Origin of the sequence: Mixta theicola (genome assembly GCF_002895925.1) — a bacterium.
GTDB classification, from domain to species: Bacteria; Pseudomonadota; Gammaproteobacteria; order Enterobacterales; family Enterobacteriaceae; genus Mixta; species Mixta theicola.
The window spans coordinates 90,335-108,925 of record NZ_NWUO01000001.1 but is presented as its reverse complement, the minus strand read 5'-3'; the positions used below and the strand labels follow the sequence as shown (position 1 = coordinate 108,925).

The 18,591-nt window shown below is 52.5% G+C and carries 19 protein-coding genes and 1 pseudogene; 6 read left to right on the top strand and 14 right to left on the bottom strand.

Features of this window, described 5'->3' with window-relative positions:
• Positions 1–25 precede the first annotated feature (25 nt).
• The 7 genes from phoQ to rluE all read right to left on the bottom strand — a co-directional run bounded on the left by phoQ (position 26) and on the right by rluE (position 6,681).
• Complete coding sequence (gene phoQ, locus COO59_RS00550; RefSeq protein WP_103057897.1) at positions 26–1,486, bottom strand: two-component system sensor histidine kinase PhoQ; 1,461 nt, start codon at positions 1,484–1,486, stop codon at positions 26–28.
• A 6-nt stretch (positions 1,487–1,492) separates the two neighbouring features.
• Positions 1,493–2,161, bottom strand: a complete 669-nt coding sequence (phoP, locus tag COO59_RS00545) for a two-component system response regulator PhoP (protein WP_103057896.1) — start codon at positions 2,159–2,161, stop codon at positions 1,493–1,495.
• Between the two features lie 105 nt (positions 2,162–2,266).
• Entirely contained in the window at positions 2,267–3,637 is a 1,371-nt protein-coding gene (gene purB, locus COO59_RS00540) for an adenylosuccinate lyase (RefSeq protein ID WP_103057895.1), read from the bottom strand.
• Positions 3,638–3,686: 49 nt separating this feature from the next.
• Complete coding sequence (hflD, locus tag COO59_RS00535) at positions 3,687–4,325, bottom strand: high frequency lysogenization protein HflD (protein ID WP_103057894.1); 639 nt, start codon at positions 4,323–4,325, stop codon at positions 3,687–3,689.
• A gap of 38 nt (positions 4,326–4,363) precedes the next feature.
• Positions 4,364–5,476, bottom strand: coding sequence for a tRNA 2-thiouridine(34) synthase MnmA (mnmA, locus tag COO59_RS00530; RefSeq protein WP_103057893.1), 1,113 nt, complete (start codon positions 5,474–5,476; stop codon positions 4,364–4,366).
• A gap of 98 nt (positions 5,477–5,574) precedes the next feature.
• Positions 5,575–6,012, bottom strand: coding sequence for an NUDIX domain-containing protein (locus COO59_RS00525; RefSeq protein ID WP_103057892.1), 438 nt, complete (start codon positions 6,010–6,012; stop codon positions 5,575–5,577).
• A 12-nt stretch (positions 6,013–6,024) separates the two neighbouring features.
• Positions 6,025–6,681, bottom strand: a complete 657-nt coding sequence (rluE, locus tag COO59_RS00520) for a 23S rRNA pseudouridine(2457) synthase RluE (protein ID WP_103057891.1) — start codon at positions 6,679–6,681, stop codon at positions 6,025–6,027.
• A 101-nt stretch (positions 6,682–6,782) separates the two neighbouring features.
• On the opposite strand from rluE, the gene icd reads away from it, so the two are divergent.
• From icd to COO59_RS00500, 3 genes are all read left to right on the top strand, one after another.
• Positions 6,783–8,036 carry an NADP-dependent isocitrate dehydrogenase gene (icd, locus tag COO59_RS00515; RefSeq protein WP_103057890.1) on the top strand — a complete coding sequence of 418 codons (1,254 nt, stop codon included), beginning with the start codon at positions 6,783–6,785 and terminating at the stop codon, positions 8,034–8,036.
• Between the two features lie 752 nt (positions 8,037–8,788).
• Complete coding sequence (locus COO59_RS00505) at positions 8,789–8,965, top strand: type II toxin-antitoxin system HicA family toxin (RefSeq protein ID WP_103057889.1); 177 nt, start codon at positions 8,789–8,791, stop codon at positions 8,963–8,965.
• Positions 8,966–9,013: 48 nt separating this feature from the next.
• Positions 9,014–9,421 (top strand): type II toxin-antitoxin system HicB family antitoxin, encoded by a 408-nt coding sequence (locus tag COO59_RS00500; protein WP_103057888.1) that lies wholly within the window; start codon positions 9,014–9,016, stop codon positions 9,419–9,421.
• A gap of 246 nt (positions 9,422–9,667) precedes the next feature.
• On the opposite strand, the gene COO59_RS00495 is transcribed toward COO59_RS00500, so the two are convergent.
• On the bottom strand, positions 9,668–9,913 hold the full coding sequence (locus tag COO59_RS00495) for a tlde1 domain-containing protein (protein WP_165786467.1): 246 nt from the start codon (positions 9,911–9,913) through the stop codon (positions 9,668–9,670).
• A gap of 382 nt (positions 9,914–10,295) precedes the next feature.
• Here COO59_RS00495 and COO59_RS00490 point away from each other — a divergent pair, with 382 nt between their 5' ends.
• Both COO59_RS00490 and COO59_RS00485 read left to right on the top strand, forming a co-directional pair.
• Positions 10,296–10,583, top strand: a complete 288-nt coding sequence (locus COO59_RS00490; RefSeq protein WP_240614059.1) for a hypothetical protein — start codon at positions 10,296–10,298, stop codon at positions 10,581–10,583.
• A 123-nt stretch (positions 10,584–10,706) separates the two neighbouring features.
• Positions 10,707–10,934, top strand: a complete 228-nt coding sequence (locus COO59_RS00485) for a hypothetical protein (protein WP_103057887.1) — start codon at positions 10,707–10,709, stop codon at positions 10,932–10,934.
• A 610-nt stretch (positions 10,935–11,544) separates the two neighbouring features.
• Here COO59_RS00485 and arsC read toward each other — a convergent pair.
• From arsC to COO59_RS00470, 3 genes and pseudogenes are all read right to left on the bottom strand, one after another.
• Positions 11,545–11,967 (bottom strand): arsenate reductase (glutaredoxin), encoded by a 423-nt coding sequence (gene arsC, locus COO59_RS00480; protein ID WP_103057886.1) that lies wholly within the window; start codon positions 11,965–11,967, stop codon positions 11,545–11,547.
• 30 nt (positions 11,968–11,997) lie between these two features.
• Positions 11,998–13,109 (bottom strand): annotated as a pseudogene (locus tag COO59_RS00475) (arsenic transporter).
• 151 nt (positions 13,110–13,260) lie between these two features.
• Entirely contained in the window at positions 13,261–13,518 is a 258-nt protein-coding gene (locus COO59_RS00470; RefSeq protein WP_103057885.1) for a hypothetical protein, read from the bottom strand.
• 392 nt (positions 13,519–13,910) lie between these two features.
• On the opposite strand from COO59_RS00470, the gene COO59_RS00465 reads away from it, so the two are divergent.
• Positions 13,911–15,140, top strand: a complete 1,230-nt coding sequence (locus COO59_RS00465; protein ID WP_103058246.1) for an amino acid permease — start codon at positions 13,911–13,913, stop codon at positions 15,138–15,140.
• Positions 15,141–15,224: 84 nt separating this feature from the next.
• Here COO59_RS00465 and COO59_RS00460 read toward each other — a convergent pair whose 3' ends face one another.
• From COO59_RS00460 to COO59_RS00450, 3 genes are all read right to left on the bottom strand, one after another.
• Entirely contained in the window at positions 15,225–16,778 is a 1,554-nt protein-coding gene (locus COO59_RS00460) for a sensor domain-containing diguanylate cyclase (RefSeq protein ID WP_103057884.1), read from the bottom strand.
• Between the two features lie 677 nt (positions 16,779–17,455).
• Positions 17,456–17,719: a DUF2534 family protein gene (locus tag COO59_RS00455; protein ID WP_103057883.1), complete on the bottom strand. Its 264-nt coding sequence runs from the start codon at positions 17,717–17,719 to the stop codon at positions 17,456–17,458.
• Positions 17,720–17,864: 145 nt separating this feature from the next.
• Positions 17,865–18,398, bottom strand: a complete 534-nt coding sequence (locus COO59_RS00450) for a hypothetical protein (RefSeq protein ID WP_103057882.1) — start codon at positions 18,396–18,398, stop codon at positions 17,865–17,867.
• Between the last annotated feature and the right edge of the window lie 193 nt (positions 18,399–18,591).

Genomic DNA, 18,591 nt, shown 5'->3' with positions numbered 1-18,591 from the left:
CAAGTATAACAGCGGCGGCGCGGTTCTACTCAAGGTTATGTTCGACTTCCTGCCGCTGGAAAATCACTTTCATATGCGCGCCGCCAAGCGGGCTGGTTCCGGCTTCAATATCGCCCGCGTACTGCTCCAGAATATCACGCGCCACCGCCAGCCCCAGCCCCTGACCTGGGCGCAGCGTATCCGCCCGCTGGCCGCGCAGAAAGATCATTTCACGTTTGCTTTCGGGAATGCCGGGTCCGTCATCTTCCACAATCAGCTGGAGGCTGGAATCGGTCTGTCGCGCGCTGATTTCTACAAACTCCAGACAATATTTACAGGCGTTGTCCAGCACGTTGCCCATCACCTCCATAAAATCGTTCTGATCGCCCACAAACGTAATCTCCGGGGAAATATCCAGCGACAGCGAGACGCCTTTGCGCTGATAGACCTTATTCAGCGCCGAACAGAGACCGTCCAGCAGGGCGGAAACCGGATGCAGTTCGCGTTTTAACGGATTGTGATCCGCCTGCATACTGGCGCGATGCAGATAGTAGCCGATCTGCTGCGAGATGCGGCTGATCTGCTCCAGCATGATCGGTTCCGCCTGTTCAACCGAAAGATTTTTACCGCCGCGCAGCGAGCGCAGCGTGCTTTGCAGCACCGCCAGCGGCGTTTTCAGGCTATGGGTCAAATCAGAAAGGGTGGTGCGGTAGCGCGTATAGCGCTGGCGTTCATTTTCCAGCAACAGATTCAGGTTGCGCACCAGGCTGCGCAGCTCCTGCGGCGGATTGGGATCCAGCGCTTCACGCTGACTGCTTTCCAGCTCGCGGATTTGGCTGGCCAGCGTGCCGATAGGACGCAGGCTCCAGTGCGCCGCCAGCCACAGCAGCGGGATCACCAGCAGCAGGTTAACCAGAAGCACATAGCTGAACCATGACCAGACCACATCGGAATGCTGTAGCTCCTGGGGAATAGAGTCAACCACCACAATAGTCAGCGCGGGCAGGCTGGTGGTGGCGTCATAGCGATTCACCGCCACCGAGTGGGTAAAGGTGCCGTTGCCGTTATCATCGTAGTCGTGCAGCTTGCTTTTGGCCGCCTGGTCATTACCCAGCGCTTCACGGCTGGTTTGATTACTGGTATCGATTTCGTAAAAGTCGGGCTTTTTCAGCCAGTCAGGATGGATTTTATGGCGAATTTCCGGCACGTCACGCTGTTGCCACAGCAGCCTGCCGCGTTCGTCATAAATAAAAACCAGCGTGGGCGAATTCAGCGTTAACTGCTTCGGCTGGGCAATGGTTAGCTGGTTGTTATTCCACTGGGCAAGGGTATAAAACAGGTTGCTTTCGCCGCGCATAATGCGATAGGTGTTTTTGTCAAAGCTGACGATATAGCCGACAACCGCAACCATGCCATAGGAGAGAGAAAGGATCAGCACCACGGCGGCCGTTGCTAACAGAAAACGGGCACGGAGCGAAAAAGGGCGTTTACCTTGCAGAATCTTCATCGGCGGTTAAATATCGAAGCGGTAGCCCTGACCGCGCACCGTAGTAATCACTTCTTGCGGATAAGCCGCCTGAATTTTTTTGCGCAGTCTGCCCATCAGCACATCAATAGTGTGGCTTTCGCGCAGCTCCGCGTCGGGATACAGCTGCAGCATCAGCGAATCTTTACTGACGACTTTGCCCACGTTACGAATTAGCGTTTCGATGATGGTGTATTCAAAGGCGGTCAGCTTGATCGACTGGTCGCTCACCGTCAGTTCACGGCGTGACAGATCGATATGAAAAGGGGCAAGGTTAATGATTTGCGAGGCCAGCCCGCTGTTGCGCCGCATCAGCGCCTGCATACGCGCCACCACTTCCTCAATATGAAAAGGCTTGGTGACATAATCATCCGCACCGGCCTCCAGCGCTTCCACTTTGGCCTGCCAGCCTTCGCGGGCGGTCAGCACCAGAATCGGCTGCTTAACCTCCTGACCGCGCCAGCGACGAATTAGCGTCATGCCATCTTCATCGGGCAGGCCCAAATCGACCAGCGTAATATCGGGAGAGTGCTCAGCCAGAAAATAATCCGCTTCTTTCGCATCTTCAGCCGCATCGACCTGATGCCCCATTTCACGTAGCTGTACAGACAAATGATGACGCAGCAAAGCGTTATCCTCTACAACCAAGACGCGCATATGACTTTCCTTTACCGATAATTTTGAGCTGAGTATAGGGGAGAGCGAATAAACCGGGGGTTAACGCAGGAATAATCCCGGACGCATGGCATCCGGGACAGAAAGTTACTTCAGATCGTTAACCATCTGCACAGCGCGGCCCAGGTAGTTAGCCGGAGTCATCTGCTTCAGGCGGGTTTTCTCTTCTTCCGGCAGCGCCAGGCTATCAATAAACGCCTGCATTCCGGCCGCGTCCACGCGTTTACCGCGCGTCAACTCTTTCAGTTTTTCATACGGCTTTTCAATGCCGTAACGACGCATAACGGTCTGAATCGGCTCCGCCAGCACTTCCCAGTTCTGATCCAGCTCCGCCAGCAGACGATCGCGGTTAACTTCCAGTTTAGAAATGCCCTTCAGCGTCGCCTGATAAGCGATAAGCGCATACCCAACGCCAACGCCCAGGTTGCGCAGCACGGTGGAATCGGTCAGATCGCGCTGCCAGCGCGAAACCGGCAGCTTGGCCGCCAGATGCTGCATAACCGCATTCGCCAGGCCGAGGTTGCCTTCCGAGTTTTCAAAATCGATCGGGTTCACCTTGTGCGGCATGGTGGAGGAGCCGATTTCGCCAGCGATGGTTTTTTGTTTGAAGTGATTCAGCGCGATATAGCCCCAAATATCACGATCGAAATCGATCAGGATGGTGTTGAAGCGCGCGATACAGTCAAACAGTTCGGCGATATAGTCGTGCGGCTCGATCTGCGTGGTGTAGGGGTTCCAGCTAATGCCCAGCGAAGTGACAAAAGATTCGCTCAGCTGATGCCAGTCAACTTCCGGATAGGCCGCCAGATGGGCATTATAGTTACCGACCGCGCCGTTAATTTTGCCCAGAATCTCTACCTGTTCCAGCTGACGCAGCTGACGCGCCATACGGTAAGCGACGTTGGCCATCTCTTTACCCAGAGTGGACGGCGTTGCAGGCTGGCCGTGGGTACGCGACAGCAGCGGAATATCGCGATACTGCTGCGCCAGATCTTTCACCGCCTCAATCAGCTGCGTCCAGTAGGGCAGGATCACCTCGCGACGAGCGGTTTCCAGCATCAGCGCGTGGGAAAGGTTATTAATATCTTCGGAGGTGCAGGCAAAGTGGATAAACTCTGAGACGGCATGCAGCGCCGGCACCTCGGCCACTTTTTCCTTCAGGAAATACTCAACCGCTTTTACGTCGTGGTTAGTGGTGCGTTCGATGGTTTTGATGCGCGCAGCGTCATTTTCACTGAAATTCGCCACAATCGCATCAAGGTAAGCGTTTGCGTCGGCGTCAAAAGCAGGAACTTCCTTGATCTCTGCGGTCGCGGCCAGTTTTTGTAACCAGCGAACTTCAACCTCAACGCGGAATTTCAGCAGGCCGTACTCGCTGAAAATGCCACGCAGTGGGCTGACTTTTTCGCCGTAACGACCATCGACAGGTGAGACGGCGGTCAGAGAGGATAATTCCATCAGAGCAACTCCTGGATCGTTAACTAAAGGTTTGGTGCATTCGGCCCGATCAGGCCGAGGGCATACCGGCTAAAATACGTTTTGCCTCATGGATCAGGCTATTTCGGTTAAACATTAGCTGCAGACGGCCACCGCCAGTCTGGCGCCAGAGCACGGCGGAACGGATACCCGCCAGCAGGGCGGCGCGCACTTTATTCTGCACCTGAGAATTTTGCAGCACCGCAGGCGACCCTGTTACCTGAATGCGCGGACCAAGCGGGCTAATAACATCCACATAAATCCCGGCCATAGCGGCGATAATCGTCTCGGATTCAATATCATAATGGCTTAGCTGACGATCGAGCTGAGCAATGCGCTGGGCCAGCGTATTAAGGGCGGATTTGTTGGCGCTTAGCTTACGTTCCAGCGCCATTATGCTTAGGGTATAGCGCGTCAGTTCCGCGCTCAGTCCCTGACGGGCTGGATTACTCAGCACCGCCAGCAGCGTTTCAAGACCAAAACGCAACCGGGCCTCATCGTTGCCGTAAACCGCCAGAGTGGAAGAGGGGTTAAGATCGAGCAGGCTGCTCAATGAGGTTTGCAACGCCTGCGCATCGCACTGGCCCTGATGGGCCAGCTGCTGTGCCAGGTGCGCGGACTGGCAGATCCCTGCCAGCGCCAGCGTGATGTCATAATAATTTTTAGCCACGGTTACTCCTGTATACACATCGCAAGCCGCACGCGATGTTATGCCGGCACCAGCGGTAAACGCTGCTCGATAATACCGCCGCCAAGGCAGATTTCGCCCAGGTAAAACACGGCGGACTGGCCTGGCGTTACGGCGGCGACCGGCTGTTCAAAACGCACTTCGATGCGATCATCATGCAGCGGGGTGATTACGCAGGGAATATCTTCCTGACGGTAGCGGGTTTTCACTACGCACTGTAGCGGCTCGCTCAGCGCCTGACGATCGACCCAGTGCAGCTGCTGCGCAATCAATCCTGTTGACATCAGACGCGGATGGTCGGCGCCCTGCGCGACGATCAGGCGATTACTGGCGACATCTTTGTCCACTACATACCAGGGATCGTCATTGCTCTCTTTCATCCCGCCGATACCCAGCCCTTTACGCTGCCCAAGCGTATGGTACATCAGGCCCTGATGTTCGCCCACCGTCTGGCCGTCAACGGTGACGATGGCGCCCGGCTGCGCAGGCAGATAGCGGCCGAGGAAGTCGCGGAATTTGCGCTCACCGATAAAGCAGATGCCGGTGGAATCTTTTTTCTTCGCGGTCACCAGCTCCAGCTGTTCGGCAATGCGGCGCACTTCCGGCTTCGACAGTTCACCGACCGGAAACAGGCTTTGCGCGATTTGCTGATGGCTGAGCGTATAGAGGAAGTAGCTTTGATCTTTATTGCCATCGAGGCCGCGCAGCAGTCGGCTTTTGCCGTTGCTGTCCTGGCGGCGCACGTAGTGGCCGGTAGCAATGTAGTCTGCGCCGAGATCTTCCGCTGCGAACTCCAGGAAAGCTTTAAATTTGATCTCTTTATTGCACAGAATATCGGGGTTTGGCGTACGGCCAGCCTTGTATTCTGCCAGGAAATGTTCGAAGACGTTATCCCAGTATTCGGCGGCAAAGTTAACCTTATGCAGCTTCATCCCAAGTTTGTCGCAAACGGCCTGGGCGTCGGCCAGATCATCCGCGGCGGTACAATATTCTTCGCCGTCGTCCTCTTCCCAGTTTTTCATAAATAACCCTTCCACCTGATAGCCCTGCTGCTGCAGTAACCAGGCGGAAACGGAAGAATCGACGCCGCCGGACATCCCGACGATCACTTTTTTCTGGCTGTTGTCAGACATGACACACTCACGACAAGGAACAAAAACAGGCGGCGTATTCTAGCACGCGTCCGCCACAGACGCATCCCCGGCGCGGACGTTGCCTGACCGGAAAGCCATTATCGATAAAACCGCACCAGCGACAGCGGATAACGTACGCCGCTCTGCCAGATGCGCACGCTTTCCGCCACCAGCGGCGAACGCAGATGCGTTGCCGCTAAAATCTGCGGCGGCGGCAGCCACCAGCAGCGGTCAATATCGCTGTCTTGCGGACGGGTTTCCAGGCGCTCCGGCAGATCCAGGGCGAACAAAAAGCGGATAAAAGGCGTGTTATCCGGCGCGGTCCACTGCTGTACGCCGAGGAAACTGGTCATCTCCGCCTGTATCCCGGTTTCCTCATACAGTTCGCGGCTGGCGGCCTGCAGCAGACTTTCATCCGCTTCCAGATGCCCGGCAGGCTGATTCCAGGTCGCTTTGCCGTTAATGGTTTCTTCCACCACCAGCAGTTCGCCTTCCGCCTGCACAATGCAGGCTACGGTAACGTGCGGTTTATACATAGGCTGCTCCGGTTAAAAACTAGCGGTAACGTCGCGCCATTCGCCCGGCGCAAGATTATCCAGCGTTAACGACGCCATACCATAGCGAATCAGACGCAAAACAGGAAAGCCAACGTGCGCGGTCATGCGCCGCACCTGGCGGTTACGTCCTTCATACAGGGTGATTTTAAGCCAGCTGACGGGAATCGATTTACGTTCGCGAATCGGCGGCTGACGCGGCCACAGCCAGGCGGGCTCATCGACTCTTTCCACTTCGGCGGGCAGGGTGGGGCCATCTTTCAGATTAATGCCACGCCGCAGCGCCAGCAGCGCACTGTCATCCGGCTCGCCTTCTACCTGAACATAGTAAATTTTTCCGGTACGCTTGCCAGGCTGGGTCAGCTTTGCCTGCAGCGCGCCATCGTTGGTCAGCACCATCAGACCTTCGCTGTCGCGGTCCAGACGGCCTGCCGCATAAACGCCGCCGATCGGAATAAAATCTTTCAGCGTGGAGCGTCCCGCCTCATCGGTAAACTGCGGCAGAACATCATAGGGTTTGTTAAAAACGATCACACGCCGCGGGCCTTTATGCTGCGGCTGCGAAGCGGAAGGGCGGTTGAATCGTTTAACACGGTGATTATTAACAACTGTTTTACGCATAAGCTTTGCACTTGACCTGAATGGGCGCATTATAACGCGAAATTGAGATGATTGGCGTGACGGCAATATTCAAGTAGTATTGACGCGCATCTTACAAATCATTAACAAAAAAGCGCTCGAAGGAGAGGTTAATGGAAAGCAAAGTAGTTGTTCCGGCGGAAGGTCAGAAAATCACTCTTGACGATCAGGGAAAGCTGGTTGTTCCCGCTAATCCGATCATCCCTTACATTGAGGGTGATGGCATTGGCGTAGACGTTTCTCCCGTCATGATCAAAGTGGTTGATGCCGCTGTGAAAAAAGCCTACAACGGCGAGCGAAAAATTTCCTGGATGGAAATTTACACCGGTGAGAAATCGACTCAGGTGTATGGTCAGGATGTCTGGCTGCCGCAGGAAACCCTTGACCTGATTAAGGATTACCGCGTTGCCATCAAAGGCCCGTTAACCACGCCGGTTGGCGGCGGTATCCGCTCTCTTAACGTTGCGCTGCGTCAGCAGCTGGACCTGTACATCTGTCTGCGTCCGGTTCGCTACTATCAGGGCACGCCAAGCCCGGTTAAGCGTCCGCAGGATACCGATATGGTGATCTTCCGTGAAAACAGCGAAGACATCTATGCCGGTATTGAGTGGAAAGCGGGTACGCCGGAAGCGGATAAAGTGATTAAGTTCCTGCAGGAAGAGATGGGCGTGACTAAAATTCGCTTCCCGCAGCAGTGCGGTATCGGCGTGAAGCCTTGCTCTGAAGAAGGCACCAAACGTCTGGTACGTGCGGCGATTGAATATGCCATTACCAACGATCGCGATTCCGTGACGCTGGTACATAAAGGCAACATCATGAAATTCACCGAAGGTGCCTTTAAAGATTGGGGCTACCAGCTGGCGCGTGAAGAGTTCGGCGGTGAGCTGATTGACGGCGGCCCGTGGGTGAAAATCAAGAACCCGAACAGCGGCAAAGAGATCGTGATTAAAGACGTGATCGCTGATGCCTTCCTGCAGCAGATCCTGCTGCGTCCGGCTGAATATGACGTTATCGCCTGTATGAACCTGAACGGTGACTACATTTCTGACGCCCTGGCGGCGCAGGTTGGCGGTATCGGTATTGCTCCGGGCGCGAACATCGGTGACGAGTGCGCGCTGTTCGAAGCGACCCACGGCACCGCGCCGAAATATGCCGGTCAGGACAAGGTGAACCCAGGTTCAGTGATCCTTTCCGCTGAGATGATGCTGCGTCATATGCAGTGGTTCGAAGCCGCAGACCTGATTGTTAAGGGCATGGAAGGCGCGATCGCCAACAAAACCGTGACCTATGACTTCGAACGTCTGATGGAAGGCGCTAAGCTGCTGAAATGTTCAGAGTTTGGCGACGCGATGATCAGCAATATGTAATCGCTGATTAGTCACATATAGCCAACATAATATGTTAAATTTATGTTGGCTTTTTTGTTCATGCTTCTTTCTTCAAAACGTACAGGCTAAACCGTTATTACCTTTCGCGTACATCTTTAATGTACGCAGACTGGAGGCATCATCTCCAAATTCATCTTTAGCCCAATCTTCTAAGCTCACCATTCTGGCCATTCGATACCACACATGAGCGGCTCGCATTTTAAAAGCAGAGCTGGCTTAAAACTGAACTATAATAATTATTTAAACTGATACGGTACTAAGGCCGCGGTGCGCATACGGCGCGCCAGTTTTGCAATTGCAATCATTCGCTTAATCCTTCAAAAATAAAAGCCAGTGTGTTTTGTCGCTTTTTAGGCTTTCTCATTTTCAGTTCCATCAGCACACCTGCAGCGTCTGCGTGCCGTCCTTATAAATGCGCGTCGGGAATGAGCTAGCCCTCTCTCTGAGCGCAGGCCACGTTAGCTGGCATTTTAATATCGAACTCGATCGCATTTTCCTGTTTGTACTCGGCCTGGTTATAGAAGCCCAGCCAGACATCAGCAGAGAAGCCAGGGAGGGACAGCGCTTTTTGATTGCGCCAATAAGTGATTTTTTCTGCGCTTCTCCGTCACAGGCCCGAAAGACTCATAATAAGTGCTGCCGTGATATAAACAAAAAAGTTTACCCTTCTTCTTGATGCTATAAACAAAAATGTTTATAGTTATCTCAGTTTAAACAGACAGGAGGAGGTAGTGAAGCAAAGCGAGTTCCAGCGTTGGCTGGCCGCTCAAGGGGCAGAATTTAAGAACGGTACGAACCACCTTAAAATCTACCTCAACGGCAAGCAAACGATAATGCCGAGGCATCCGGGAAAGGAAATCTCGGAACCGCTGAGGAAAGCAATCCTCAAGCAGTTAGGCATTAAATAAATACCAGCCCTTCGGGGCTGGTTACTCGCAGTGGTTCACTTATTCACTATGCGATATCCAATAACTTTCGAGCATGACGAAACCGGATGGGCAGTATTCTTCCCAGATATCCCTGAAGCAATGACGGGCGGGGAAACCAAAGAGGAAGCGCTGGCAATGGCACAAGATGCTTTGGTGACGGCGTTTGATTTTTACTTTGAAGATCGCCGCAAGGTTCCCCAGCCATCGCTGACCGGTGAGGATTTTGTGGAGGTTCCCGCAAGCGTGGCGGCTAAAGTGCTGCTGCTTAATGCTGTTGTGCAGCAGCAAGTAACTAACGCTGAGCTGGCGCGCCTTATCGGTACTCGCCCGCAGGAGATAACGCGCGTTCTCGACCTGCATCATTCGACAAAAATCGATACCATTCAAAAGGCGCTGGCAGCCTTGGGCAAACGGCTCGAACTGGCCTGCGCCTGACCGAGACGTCATAACTCAAAGGCTCGCTACGGCGGGCCTTTTTCACTCTTATCAGAATGCCACCTCCTATGGAGGTGGTCAGCAAGAAGTTGGCTCTGCCTTATTGTCTTTGGATTTAAATCTAACAGAACTGGCAGAGACTTCTTTTTAGGGCATTTAGTACGCCCCTCAGGGGCGCAATCAATGCCACCTGCTATGCAGGTGATTTTTTCATGCATCTTTCTTCAAAACGTACAGGTTAAACCGCTATTTCGCTTTTTCAAGCCACTTTGAGAAATCAGGAATGCCGCGTACATTTATCCGGCCATAGGCCATCAACCCATTTCCGCCTGGCACACGAACTTTCTTCCGGTTTAGTAGTGACCTTCTTAGTACCTGGAACTCAGAGGCCCTGTAAAAAGTTATGTAGCCCCATGAGACGCCAGAGCCGTCAGTATTTAGGGAGTGAAGCCTGAAACTACCACGCCGTATACCATTGACATGATCGCTCATGGTTTAGGGGTTGTAGAGACCAAACCATTCGGAATGATGGTTTTTTATAGAGGTGAGCCATAATAATTTAACTTCAGCGCAGCCTGGCTGCTGTGGTGCTATTCAGAGGATGTGAGCTATGCGCATTATCGAGAATACGATTGCAACAAAAGGCAGCGAATTTTGCATGAAGTTTTGCAAAACCGAACTAAATAGCATAATTTTTAGCTTAATTTGATATGTCGGCAAATTATATCAACTCGCCATTGAGCGGTTTTTTTCGTTTTCGCATACCCGCCTGGTCTATTAACGATGCCCAAATCGGTGGGTTTTTTACCATGGTTAATTGCGTTAGTATATGGCCGTAATTTTAGCTTTTAGGATGCACTCTGGGGATGCACTCATGGATGGAGCGAAAGAGTTAGCAAAAAGAATGGCCGACGCTATCAACGTAGACAGTAATTATCTGCGAGGCTTGTTTCAGGGTTTTATCAACCTGCCTGTAGATTTTTGCTATCTCGGCTATGATTTTCTGGATACAGAGCACAGAAGCGAAAATTTTGACGATCGCGCGCGGTTTATGTGCCTGGTTAAAACTGGCGCACTGAATCGACGCACAATGGAAAAAATTATCCATGTGTTTGTCGATCAGTTTGTTCAAAAGATTGATTTCGACGAGTTAAAAAAATAATCACCCATATTTGCTTTATTTTTTGGTTGAGGACAAAGTGCGCCCGTTTGAAGATGCGTGCAGTTTGTCGATGCGCGATAGAAATAAATTTAACCAAGTATGCAAATACTTTTTTGAGTCAGTATGAATATAAAAAAAACCTCATTAATTATAGCTTCACGTATCTTGCAGGGTTTGGGTATGGGAGTGAGCGTTTCATCGGCTGCGCTGGCGATCGGGCTACTGTATTTCATGAATGAAAGCATAAAGTATATATGGGCTGGATGCTGCATTTTAGGAATGGTTGGTGGTTACTATATTTATAAATTTGCTGTGCTAAAAATATATGATGATGCTTATAACAGAAATTAGCACCTGTATAATTCCACATTGTATTAGGTTCTAATACTGTCATCAAAAAGTCTGTTCGTTCTGCACCACAGGAAAATTCCCCCGTATGGGGGCTGGCTTAAATGCACCCGTTGTTTTCCCGTTGTGGAAAATCCGCAGCAAAGATGGCGGACCTTGCATATGAAATCCTCCAAAATAGACATAGCTGAGCGGGCAGCGGCTTTGCCTGGTTCCATACCATAAGGATTTTTTCGCCGGAGAAATAAAATGCGCGGCTGCACATGGGATAGAGTCGCCGGGAGGAAGGGCTTCGCGGCGGAGCAGCGTGCTAAGCCAGTCTGCTGCGTAAAATCGTAATGCGTCGGCTGCGAAAGTGAAAACAGCGCCTATAATAGGTGCGCAGATAACAAGATACTCAGGCGCATCAGAAGGGGAGCCATGAAAAAAGTATTAATGCTGGTGGTCTGTTTATATCTTACGGGTTGCTCATGGGGTGTGGCGTCACTGATCCCCGCCTCGGATATTTGTCCCAACGGGCGAGATGGTATAACCGGCCAGTGTCACTAGCAGGCAGAGGCAGCCCGGGGACTGGCCGCCATCGTTCTGTACGATGGCGGCCAGTCAGACTCCGCTATTTTACGCGTTTTCCCGTCGCATCAATGATGATTTCCCCATCCTCTTTACTGAACATTCCCTGCTGCGGATTTGGCAGAATATCCAGGACTTTTTCCGCAGGGCGACAGAGCCGGGTACCCAACGGCGTAACCACAATCGGGCGATTAATCAGCAACGGATAGCGCACCATAAACCCGATAAGCTGCTCATCGCTAAAACGATCTTCTTCCAGCCCCAGCGTGGCATAAGGCTCGACATTGTTCCGTAATAAATCGCGCACGCCGATGCCCATATTTTTAAGCAGCGTCGCCAGTTCTGCCGGCGAAGGGGGCGTTTCAAGATAATAAATAATGCGTGGTTCCTCGCCGCTGTTGCGAATCAGCGCCAGCGTGTTGCGTGAGGTCCCGCATTTCGGGTTGTGATAGATAGTAATAGTCATTAAAGCCTCTCAAAAGTCGCCACGGACAGATTATAACGACAGCCACAGCGCCAGCGCGATAAGCGTTATCAGTAAAACCGGCAGCGTCATGACTAAACCCACGCGGAAGTAGTAGCCCCAGCTGATACGAATATCCTTTTGCGCCAGTACGTGCAGCCACAACAGTGTTGCCAGGCTGCCGATCGGGGTAATTTTGGGGCCGAGATCGCAGCCGATAATATTGGTGTAAATCATCGCTTCTTTAACTACCCCCTGCGCATCACTGGCATCAATAGATAGCGCACCGATTAATACCGTTGGCAAATTGTTCATTACCGAAGAAAGCGCCGCGGTAAGCAAGCCCGTGCCAGACGTGGCTATTCAAATACCCTGTTCAGCCAGCTGATTGAGGAGGGCGGTCAGAAATCCGGTCAGGCCCGCGTTACGCAGGCCGTAAACTACCAGATACATGCCGAGGGAAAAAATCACAATTTGTCACGGCGCGCCGCGCAAGACTTTGCCGGTATCAATAATTTTTCCCTGACGGGCAACCAGCCAGAGGATTAACGCGGCCACCGCTGCGACCAGGCTTACCGGCACGCCGAGCGGCTCCAGCACAAAAAAGCCGATAAGCAGTATCGCCAGCACCATCCAGCCAGCTTTAAACGTGCGCCGATCGCGAATGGCCTCCTGAGGCGTCTTAAGCCGTTCGGTACTATAGACGGCGGGAATATCACGGCGGAAGAACAGATGCAGCATTGCCAGGCTGGCCGCAATGGCGACAAGATCGACCGTCACCATGACCCGTGCGTAATCATTAAAGCCCAGTTGGAAATAGTCCGCCGTCACGATGTTCACCAGGTTTGAAACCACCAGCGGCAGGCTGGCGGTATCGGCAATAAATCCGGCGGCCATCACGAAGGCCAGCGTTGAGGCCCGGCTAAAGCCTTATCCAGCAGCAGGCTAATAATCATGATGGCGATAAAGGTGGCCGTGGCGTTCCAGACTATCTGCCAGACGGTGGCAATATCGCTGACGCTGACCGCGCCGGTAAGCAGGGCCAGCACAGCACCCATAGAGGCGCTCCAGCCAATCTGCAGGCCGCGCGGCTGCCAGATAACCAAAACAAGAGTAAAAATAAAAATTGCACCGGCCAAAAACATGACGTCTACGCTGTAAAAATAAAATGTTAATAATAAATACAGCAGTTAACGACAAAAAACAGCCCCGTTTAAGTAAACCGCACCTTAATCAGCGTGAGAAGCGGAACAGAAACGGGGGGCCGGCCAGTCGATATGCCATGACGCGTAAAAGCTAATCGCGAGAGACAAAAATAATATGCGAGGGCGTTTCGTTAATCAGCAACATCTCTTCCGCCTCACCGCTGGCGGAAACGAAAGTTACGCTATCGCCCTGGGTTAGCTCTTCAAAGGCCTCGGCGGGCTGCGTCGCCTTTAAGATTTCAAAATGACTGCGTGGGGATGCATTTTCTCCTTCAGGCTGCTCTGTAAAATAATTACCGGTGAATGCATATTCCGGATGGTCTTTGATATGCAGTTGAACAGAGGGCATAACGCCTCCTGATTACCGTGGACAGAATTATCAGCCTAAACGCATATATTCAGTTTGCCATTTGCCGACCGTGAAAGGGATGATGATTAAGATTAATCCTAAGCGATTGCGGCGGCAACGTAACGCTAAGCCTGACGGGGCTGCTTTATCTGACAAGGCTAGCTAAAGCGATGCAATTTTAACCGATGTGGAAGCGGATTAAAGCGGCGGCCTCGCTATCCCTTTTTCTGATAAAATCCCCGGCGCAGACATATCTCTATCCTGGCTGGTTCCAGCTGCTGTTGCGGTGTTGCTTGCCTTCATCCAACGACGCCTTAATGAAGCGCTCAAACCAGAGACGCAGCGTCTGTAAATTTTATTCGGTTCGTGATTGTTTATTTTGTAGGTTTTTTATGAAACAGCAGGGTTGGAAGCTCCAGGATACTATCTGGACGTTAGGTTTGTATGGCACCACGGTTGGCGCGGGCACGCTTTTTTTGCCGATTGAGATTGGTACGCGTGGGCCGGTTATTTTTATTATTATGCTGCTGCTGGGATTACCGCTCTCATTACTACCGCACCTGGTGCTGTGCCGGGTTTATATGAGCGAAACGACCCCGCAGCGTTTGCCTGCGCTGAGTAGCTGGTTTGGACCGCGTGGCGACTGGCTGATGACGCTACTTTACTGCGTCGCTTTTTATCCGGTGATGCTGGTTTACGGTATTTCGCTGGTCAACGCGCTGGATAACTTCCTGGTAGGGCATCTCCATTTCGCCCGTATAAACAAAGGGATACTTACCCTGTTATGTATGGTTATCCTGTTCGGGATCCTGAGCAAAGGCCGTAGTAAGGTGGTCGGCACGTTAGGCACCCTGGCGTTGCCTTTTGCCGTTGCCATTATTGCGATTGCCGCCGTACAGATCCCGGAGTGGCGCTGGAGTAACGTTACCGATGCCCTGAACGCGCTGCCCGATGCTGCTGCCGGAACAACGTTTAAAAATATCTGGCTAACGCTGCCGCTGATTACTTTCTCTTTTTGCTGTGCGCCGATTATTTCCCCGCTGACGGCGCACTATCAGGGTTCGCCCGATAAACTGCGGGTATATCGGGTGATAAAAGTCGCCTATCTGGCGATATTTATCAGCATTATCTTTTTTGTTTTCAGCTGTATATTGAGTATTCCTCATGCGACATTTGTAGAGGCGAAAGAGAAAAATCTGAACGTGCTGTCGGTTATTTCTGCACCGGGTAGCGCTGGCGTTCTGTTTTATATCGCGCCGTTTATCGCCATTATCGGCATGACGAAATCCTTCCTCGGCGTTTCGCTATCGGTCACGGAAACCTTTAGTGATTTTACCGTCAGGCTGTTTAACTGCCGCAGTGATAAAAGCCGGAAAATCAGCCAGGCGGCGGCCATGCTGGTAATGTATGGCGTTACCTCGTTAATCGTTTACGCTAATCCAAACGTGATTACGTTGATTGAAGCGTTTTGCGGCCCGCTGATCGCGATTATTCTGTTCCTGATCCCCGCCTGGCTGATTTATAACCAGCCGTCTCTCGCTTTTCTGCGCGGCGGGAAAGCGCTGATGATTGTAACCGGCGGTATTGCCACGCTTTCGGCGCTGCTCTACTCAATGATGTAACCCGGCATCGCGGGACGTGGAGCAAAGCGTCCCGCAACGGCAGACGCCTTAACGGCGTGACGAATTATTGCCTCAGGCGGGCGGCTAACCCGCCTCGTTGACCACCGCCCGGTTGCGGCCGTTATGCTTAGCCTGATACAGCGCATGGTCGGCGCCTTCCTTAATCAGCTGCGCATCCTGTCCGGTATCGCTGCCCACCAGGACAAAACAGCCCGCGCTCAGCGTCACTACCTCATCTTTTAACGCTGTGCTTTTATGAGGAATAGCCGCTTCCCGCACCGCTTCTACCGCGCTTTGTGCAATGCGCAACGCCGCGTCAGGCGTGGCATCCGGCAGCACAATGGCAAATTCCTCACCGCCGTAGCGTGCAATCAAATCCGTTTGCCGAAGCGGCAGATTTTTCAACGCTTCTCCTACGCGCCGCAGGCAGTTATCGCCCGCCACGTGACCGTAGGTATCGTTGTAGCGTTTGAAAAAATCAACATCCATCATGATTAACCCTACCGGCCTGCCGCTGATTGCCGAGCGTTTCAGGTTTTGCGCCAGAAAAATATCAAACTGGCGGCGGTTCGCCAGGCCGGTCAGGCCATCCAGCAGCGCCAGCGCCTGCAGGCTTTGGTTGATGGTGGTTAGCTCATCGCGCAGCGTGGTCAGCTCTATCTGGTTTTCCACATTGGTGCGCACCTGCCGTAAAACCACGGTGCCTATCATAACAATGACGATCAGCAGCATACCGTTTAGCACCAGATCCGGCATGCTGTCATGTAGCCATTGTGACCAGAGCGCGGATTTATCGAAGCCGGCGGCCACTATCAGCGGATACTGGCCGGAACGCGCATAGCCAAAAATGCGGACTTTATTATCCAGCGCGGAATTCCAGGTGCCTGTCCCCCGATCCGCACGCACCAGCTGCGTGGTAAACAGCGGACTGGATGAAAGGCTACGATTGATAAAAGAATCCGGGAAAGGGCGCACGTACAGCGCCGTTCCGTCATCCAGCAGCAGCGCCAGCAGGTCACCATCGCCCATTTCAAAATAGCTGTAAAAGCGTCGAAAAGAGTCAATCCGCACCGTTGCCAGCGCCACGCCGACGAAGCCGCCGCCACTATCATTCAGGCGTATTGAGACCGGGATCACCAGCTCGCCGGTTGAACGGCTGCGGATCACATGACCGATATGGGAACCGCCGTGCCGATTTTTACGGTGATAAAGAAAGTATTCCCGATCGGCATTATTCATGCCGGTTGGTGTCTGAGCGGCGGTGGCAACCCAGTTTCCCTGAGCGTCATACACAAACAGGCCGTTCAGCTGCGGCAGGCCCCTTTTCATTTCCGCCAGCACCGCGCTCAGCGCCGCTTTATTCGCATACGTTGGACCGTTATTCGGAATATCGCGCTGGATAGCGCGCAGCGTGATTTCCGTTTGCAAAAAAGTATCTTCCGCCTGACGCGCCTGCGAAACAGAAAGGTTAACCGCGTTGCTCCTGATATCCTGAAGTTTATGCGCCCAGGAGCGATTAAGCGTCCATGCGCTGACCATCAGAACTGCCGTCAGCAACAGCAGCATAAATATCGTCATTGTTCTGCCGAGCGAAGAGTGCAGAACAAACATGCCGGAAAGTTTTTCGCTAATTTTCATGGTTCTTTTCTTCGCCGGGACATTCCGTTAAGTAAAGCACAGCTTATATTTTTGGAGCGGGAAAGGTATCAGCGCCAGATTGTAGCGCCGCGATGGCCCGTAAACAGCAGTGGACAAGTCGGTTTTTTAACCCAGTAAAAAAGCCCGCACGAAGCGGGCTGGACATTTCCGAAGGGCCGGTAGCGATACCGGCAAGCAGCTTACAAGATTGCGTCAGTGATGAGTCACCTTACGAGCAGTGCAGAACCTGAAGGCACGGCAATATCTCGTCAGGCTTGATGACTATCGGCGCGTCGGGGCGGAACTTTAGCGCACCGATAAAAACGTCACTATTCCTGGTCTGCCATTTGGGCGATCTGCTGGTCAATCAGGCTATCGGATACGTGAATCGCCGCGGTAAAGCCTGCGGCTATTGCCAGCAGCCACATCAATTTTTTCAGCGTCATGACTTTCTCCATAGCGTTATTAGTCTATTAATTGCTGCTATCGTGGCGCGTTGAAGGCTCCGGTTGGAACACGCAAAATATCCTACAGTTAAGGGCTTTTTTTGTACAGAATGTTAATAATTTCAACAGCGCGGGCGGCAACGGCTACCGCTTTGATGAGGGGAAAACCTCAACTACCGAAGCGTGTGCCTGGCGGTAGCCGGTAGATGCCGACATGGCGATGCCAGGCTGCTATTGATGCGCGTCTTTTTCGCCCAGGAAGTAAAACGCCAGCGGCAGAGAACAGATAAGGGTAATGACCGTGGTATAAACCACCACCATCGCACCCTGCAGGATATACATTTGCATTGTCCATTCGGACAGCGGCAGATTGTATTCTTCAATCACGCCGCCAATGGTGGCGCGTATAAGAATGGTCAGCGCAATTAAAAAAACGACGAGGACCGAAAGCAGAAATTTTTTACCTTCGGGTTTTTTTAATTTTTCAAGCAACATACAACGCCTCTCTTTCGTTAATAACAGCGGCCATGCTAACCGCTAAGCGAGTATACAACTTCAGGCGCTGCGGGGGGATAAAAAGGGGACGGCGATCGCCATCCCCTGCAGGATTATGGTTTAATCGGCGCGTTTGCTACTACGTTTACGCGCCCCAGCCCAGCTGCTGCTTGATGGCGCGACGGTAGGGCGTATCCAGCTGCAGTGGCATCTGAACAAAGTAATTGCGTGCGTGTTCACGCTTTTCACCCTCCAGGCTGCGAAGATAGGCGATCGCCTCGTCAATTGTCGGGATCTGTCCTTCATTATGTGCAATGCGCGGCGGAAGCGCCGTCCAGATCACCGCATCAATTTGACGCTGCTGCGCCCATTCCGCCAGCGGCCCAATGGGTAAACCCTGAGAGATCAGCACGCCTATACCATCCGTTCTTTCTGGCGGGATCTGTTCGCGTTGACGCAACGCTTCACAGGCCTGCTCCAGCGTATCGACGGCAAGCAATGCCCAAAAAACCTGAACAAGAGGGGCATTAAGACACACCGCGGTGGATAGCTCGCCGTTATCGCCAACGCGCGAGAATTCAATGGGATAAAATGGGCCATCAGCGTGCCAGTCGCCGCTGACGGGTAGCGGCCCCGTTTTCCACAGCAGCGAGCCCCAGCCCAGACATATAATTTTCATTGGCTATATTCCTGTCTTGTTTTAATTATTCGCTTCAAGCCATCCAGCGCTAAAAAGCCCCTTATTATCAGCATAGAATGAACCGCAAGGAGTACCAGTCCTGAACAGAGCGATGCGATAGTTTTTTAGCGGTTCCAGTATGCGACTTCAGGGCAGGTCGTTTATTAAACACCAGCATTCCTGCCGCAACGAA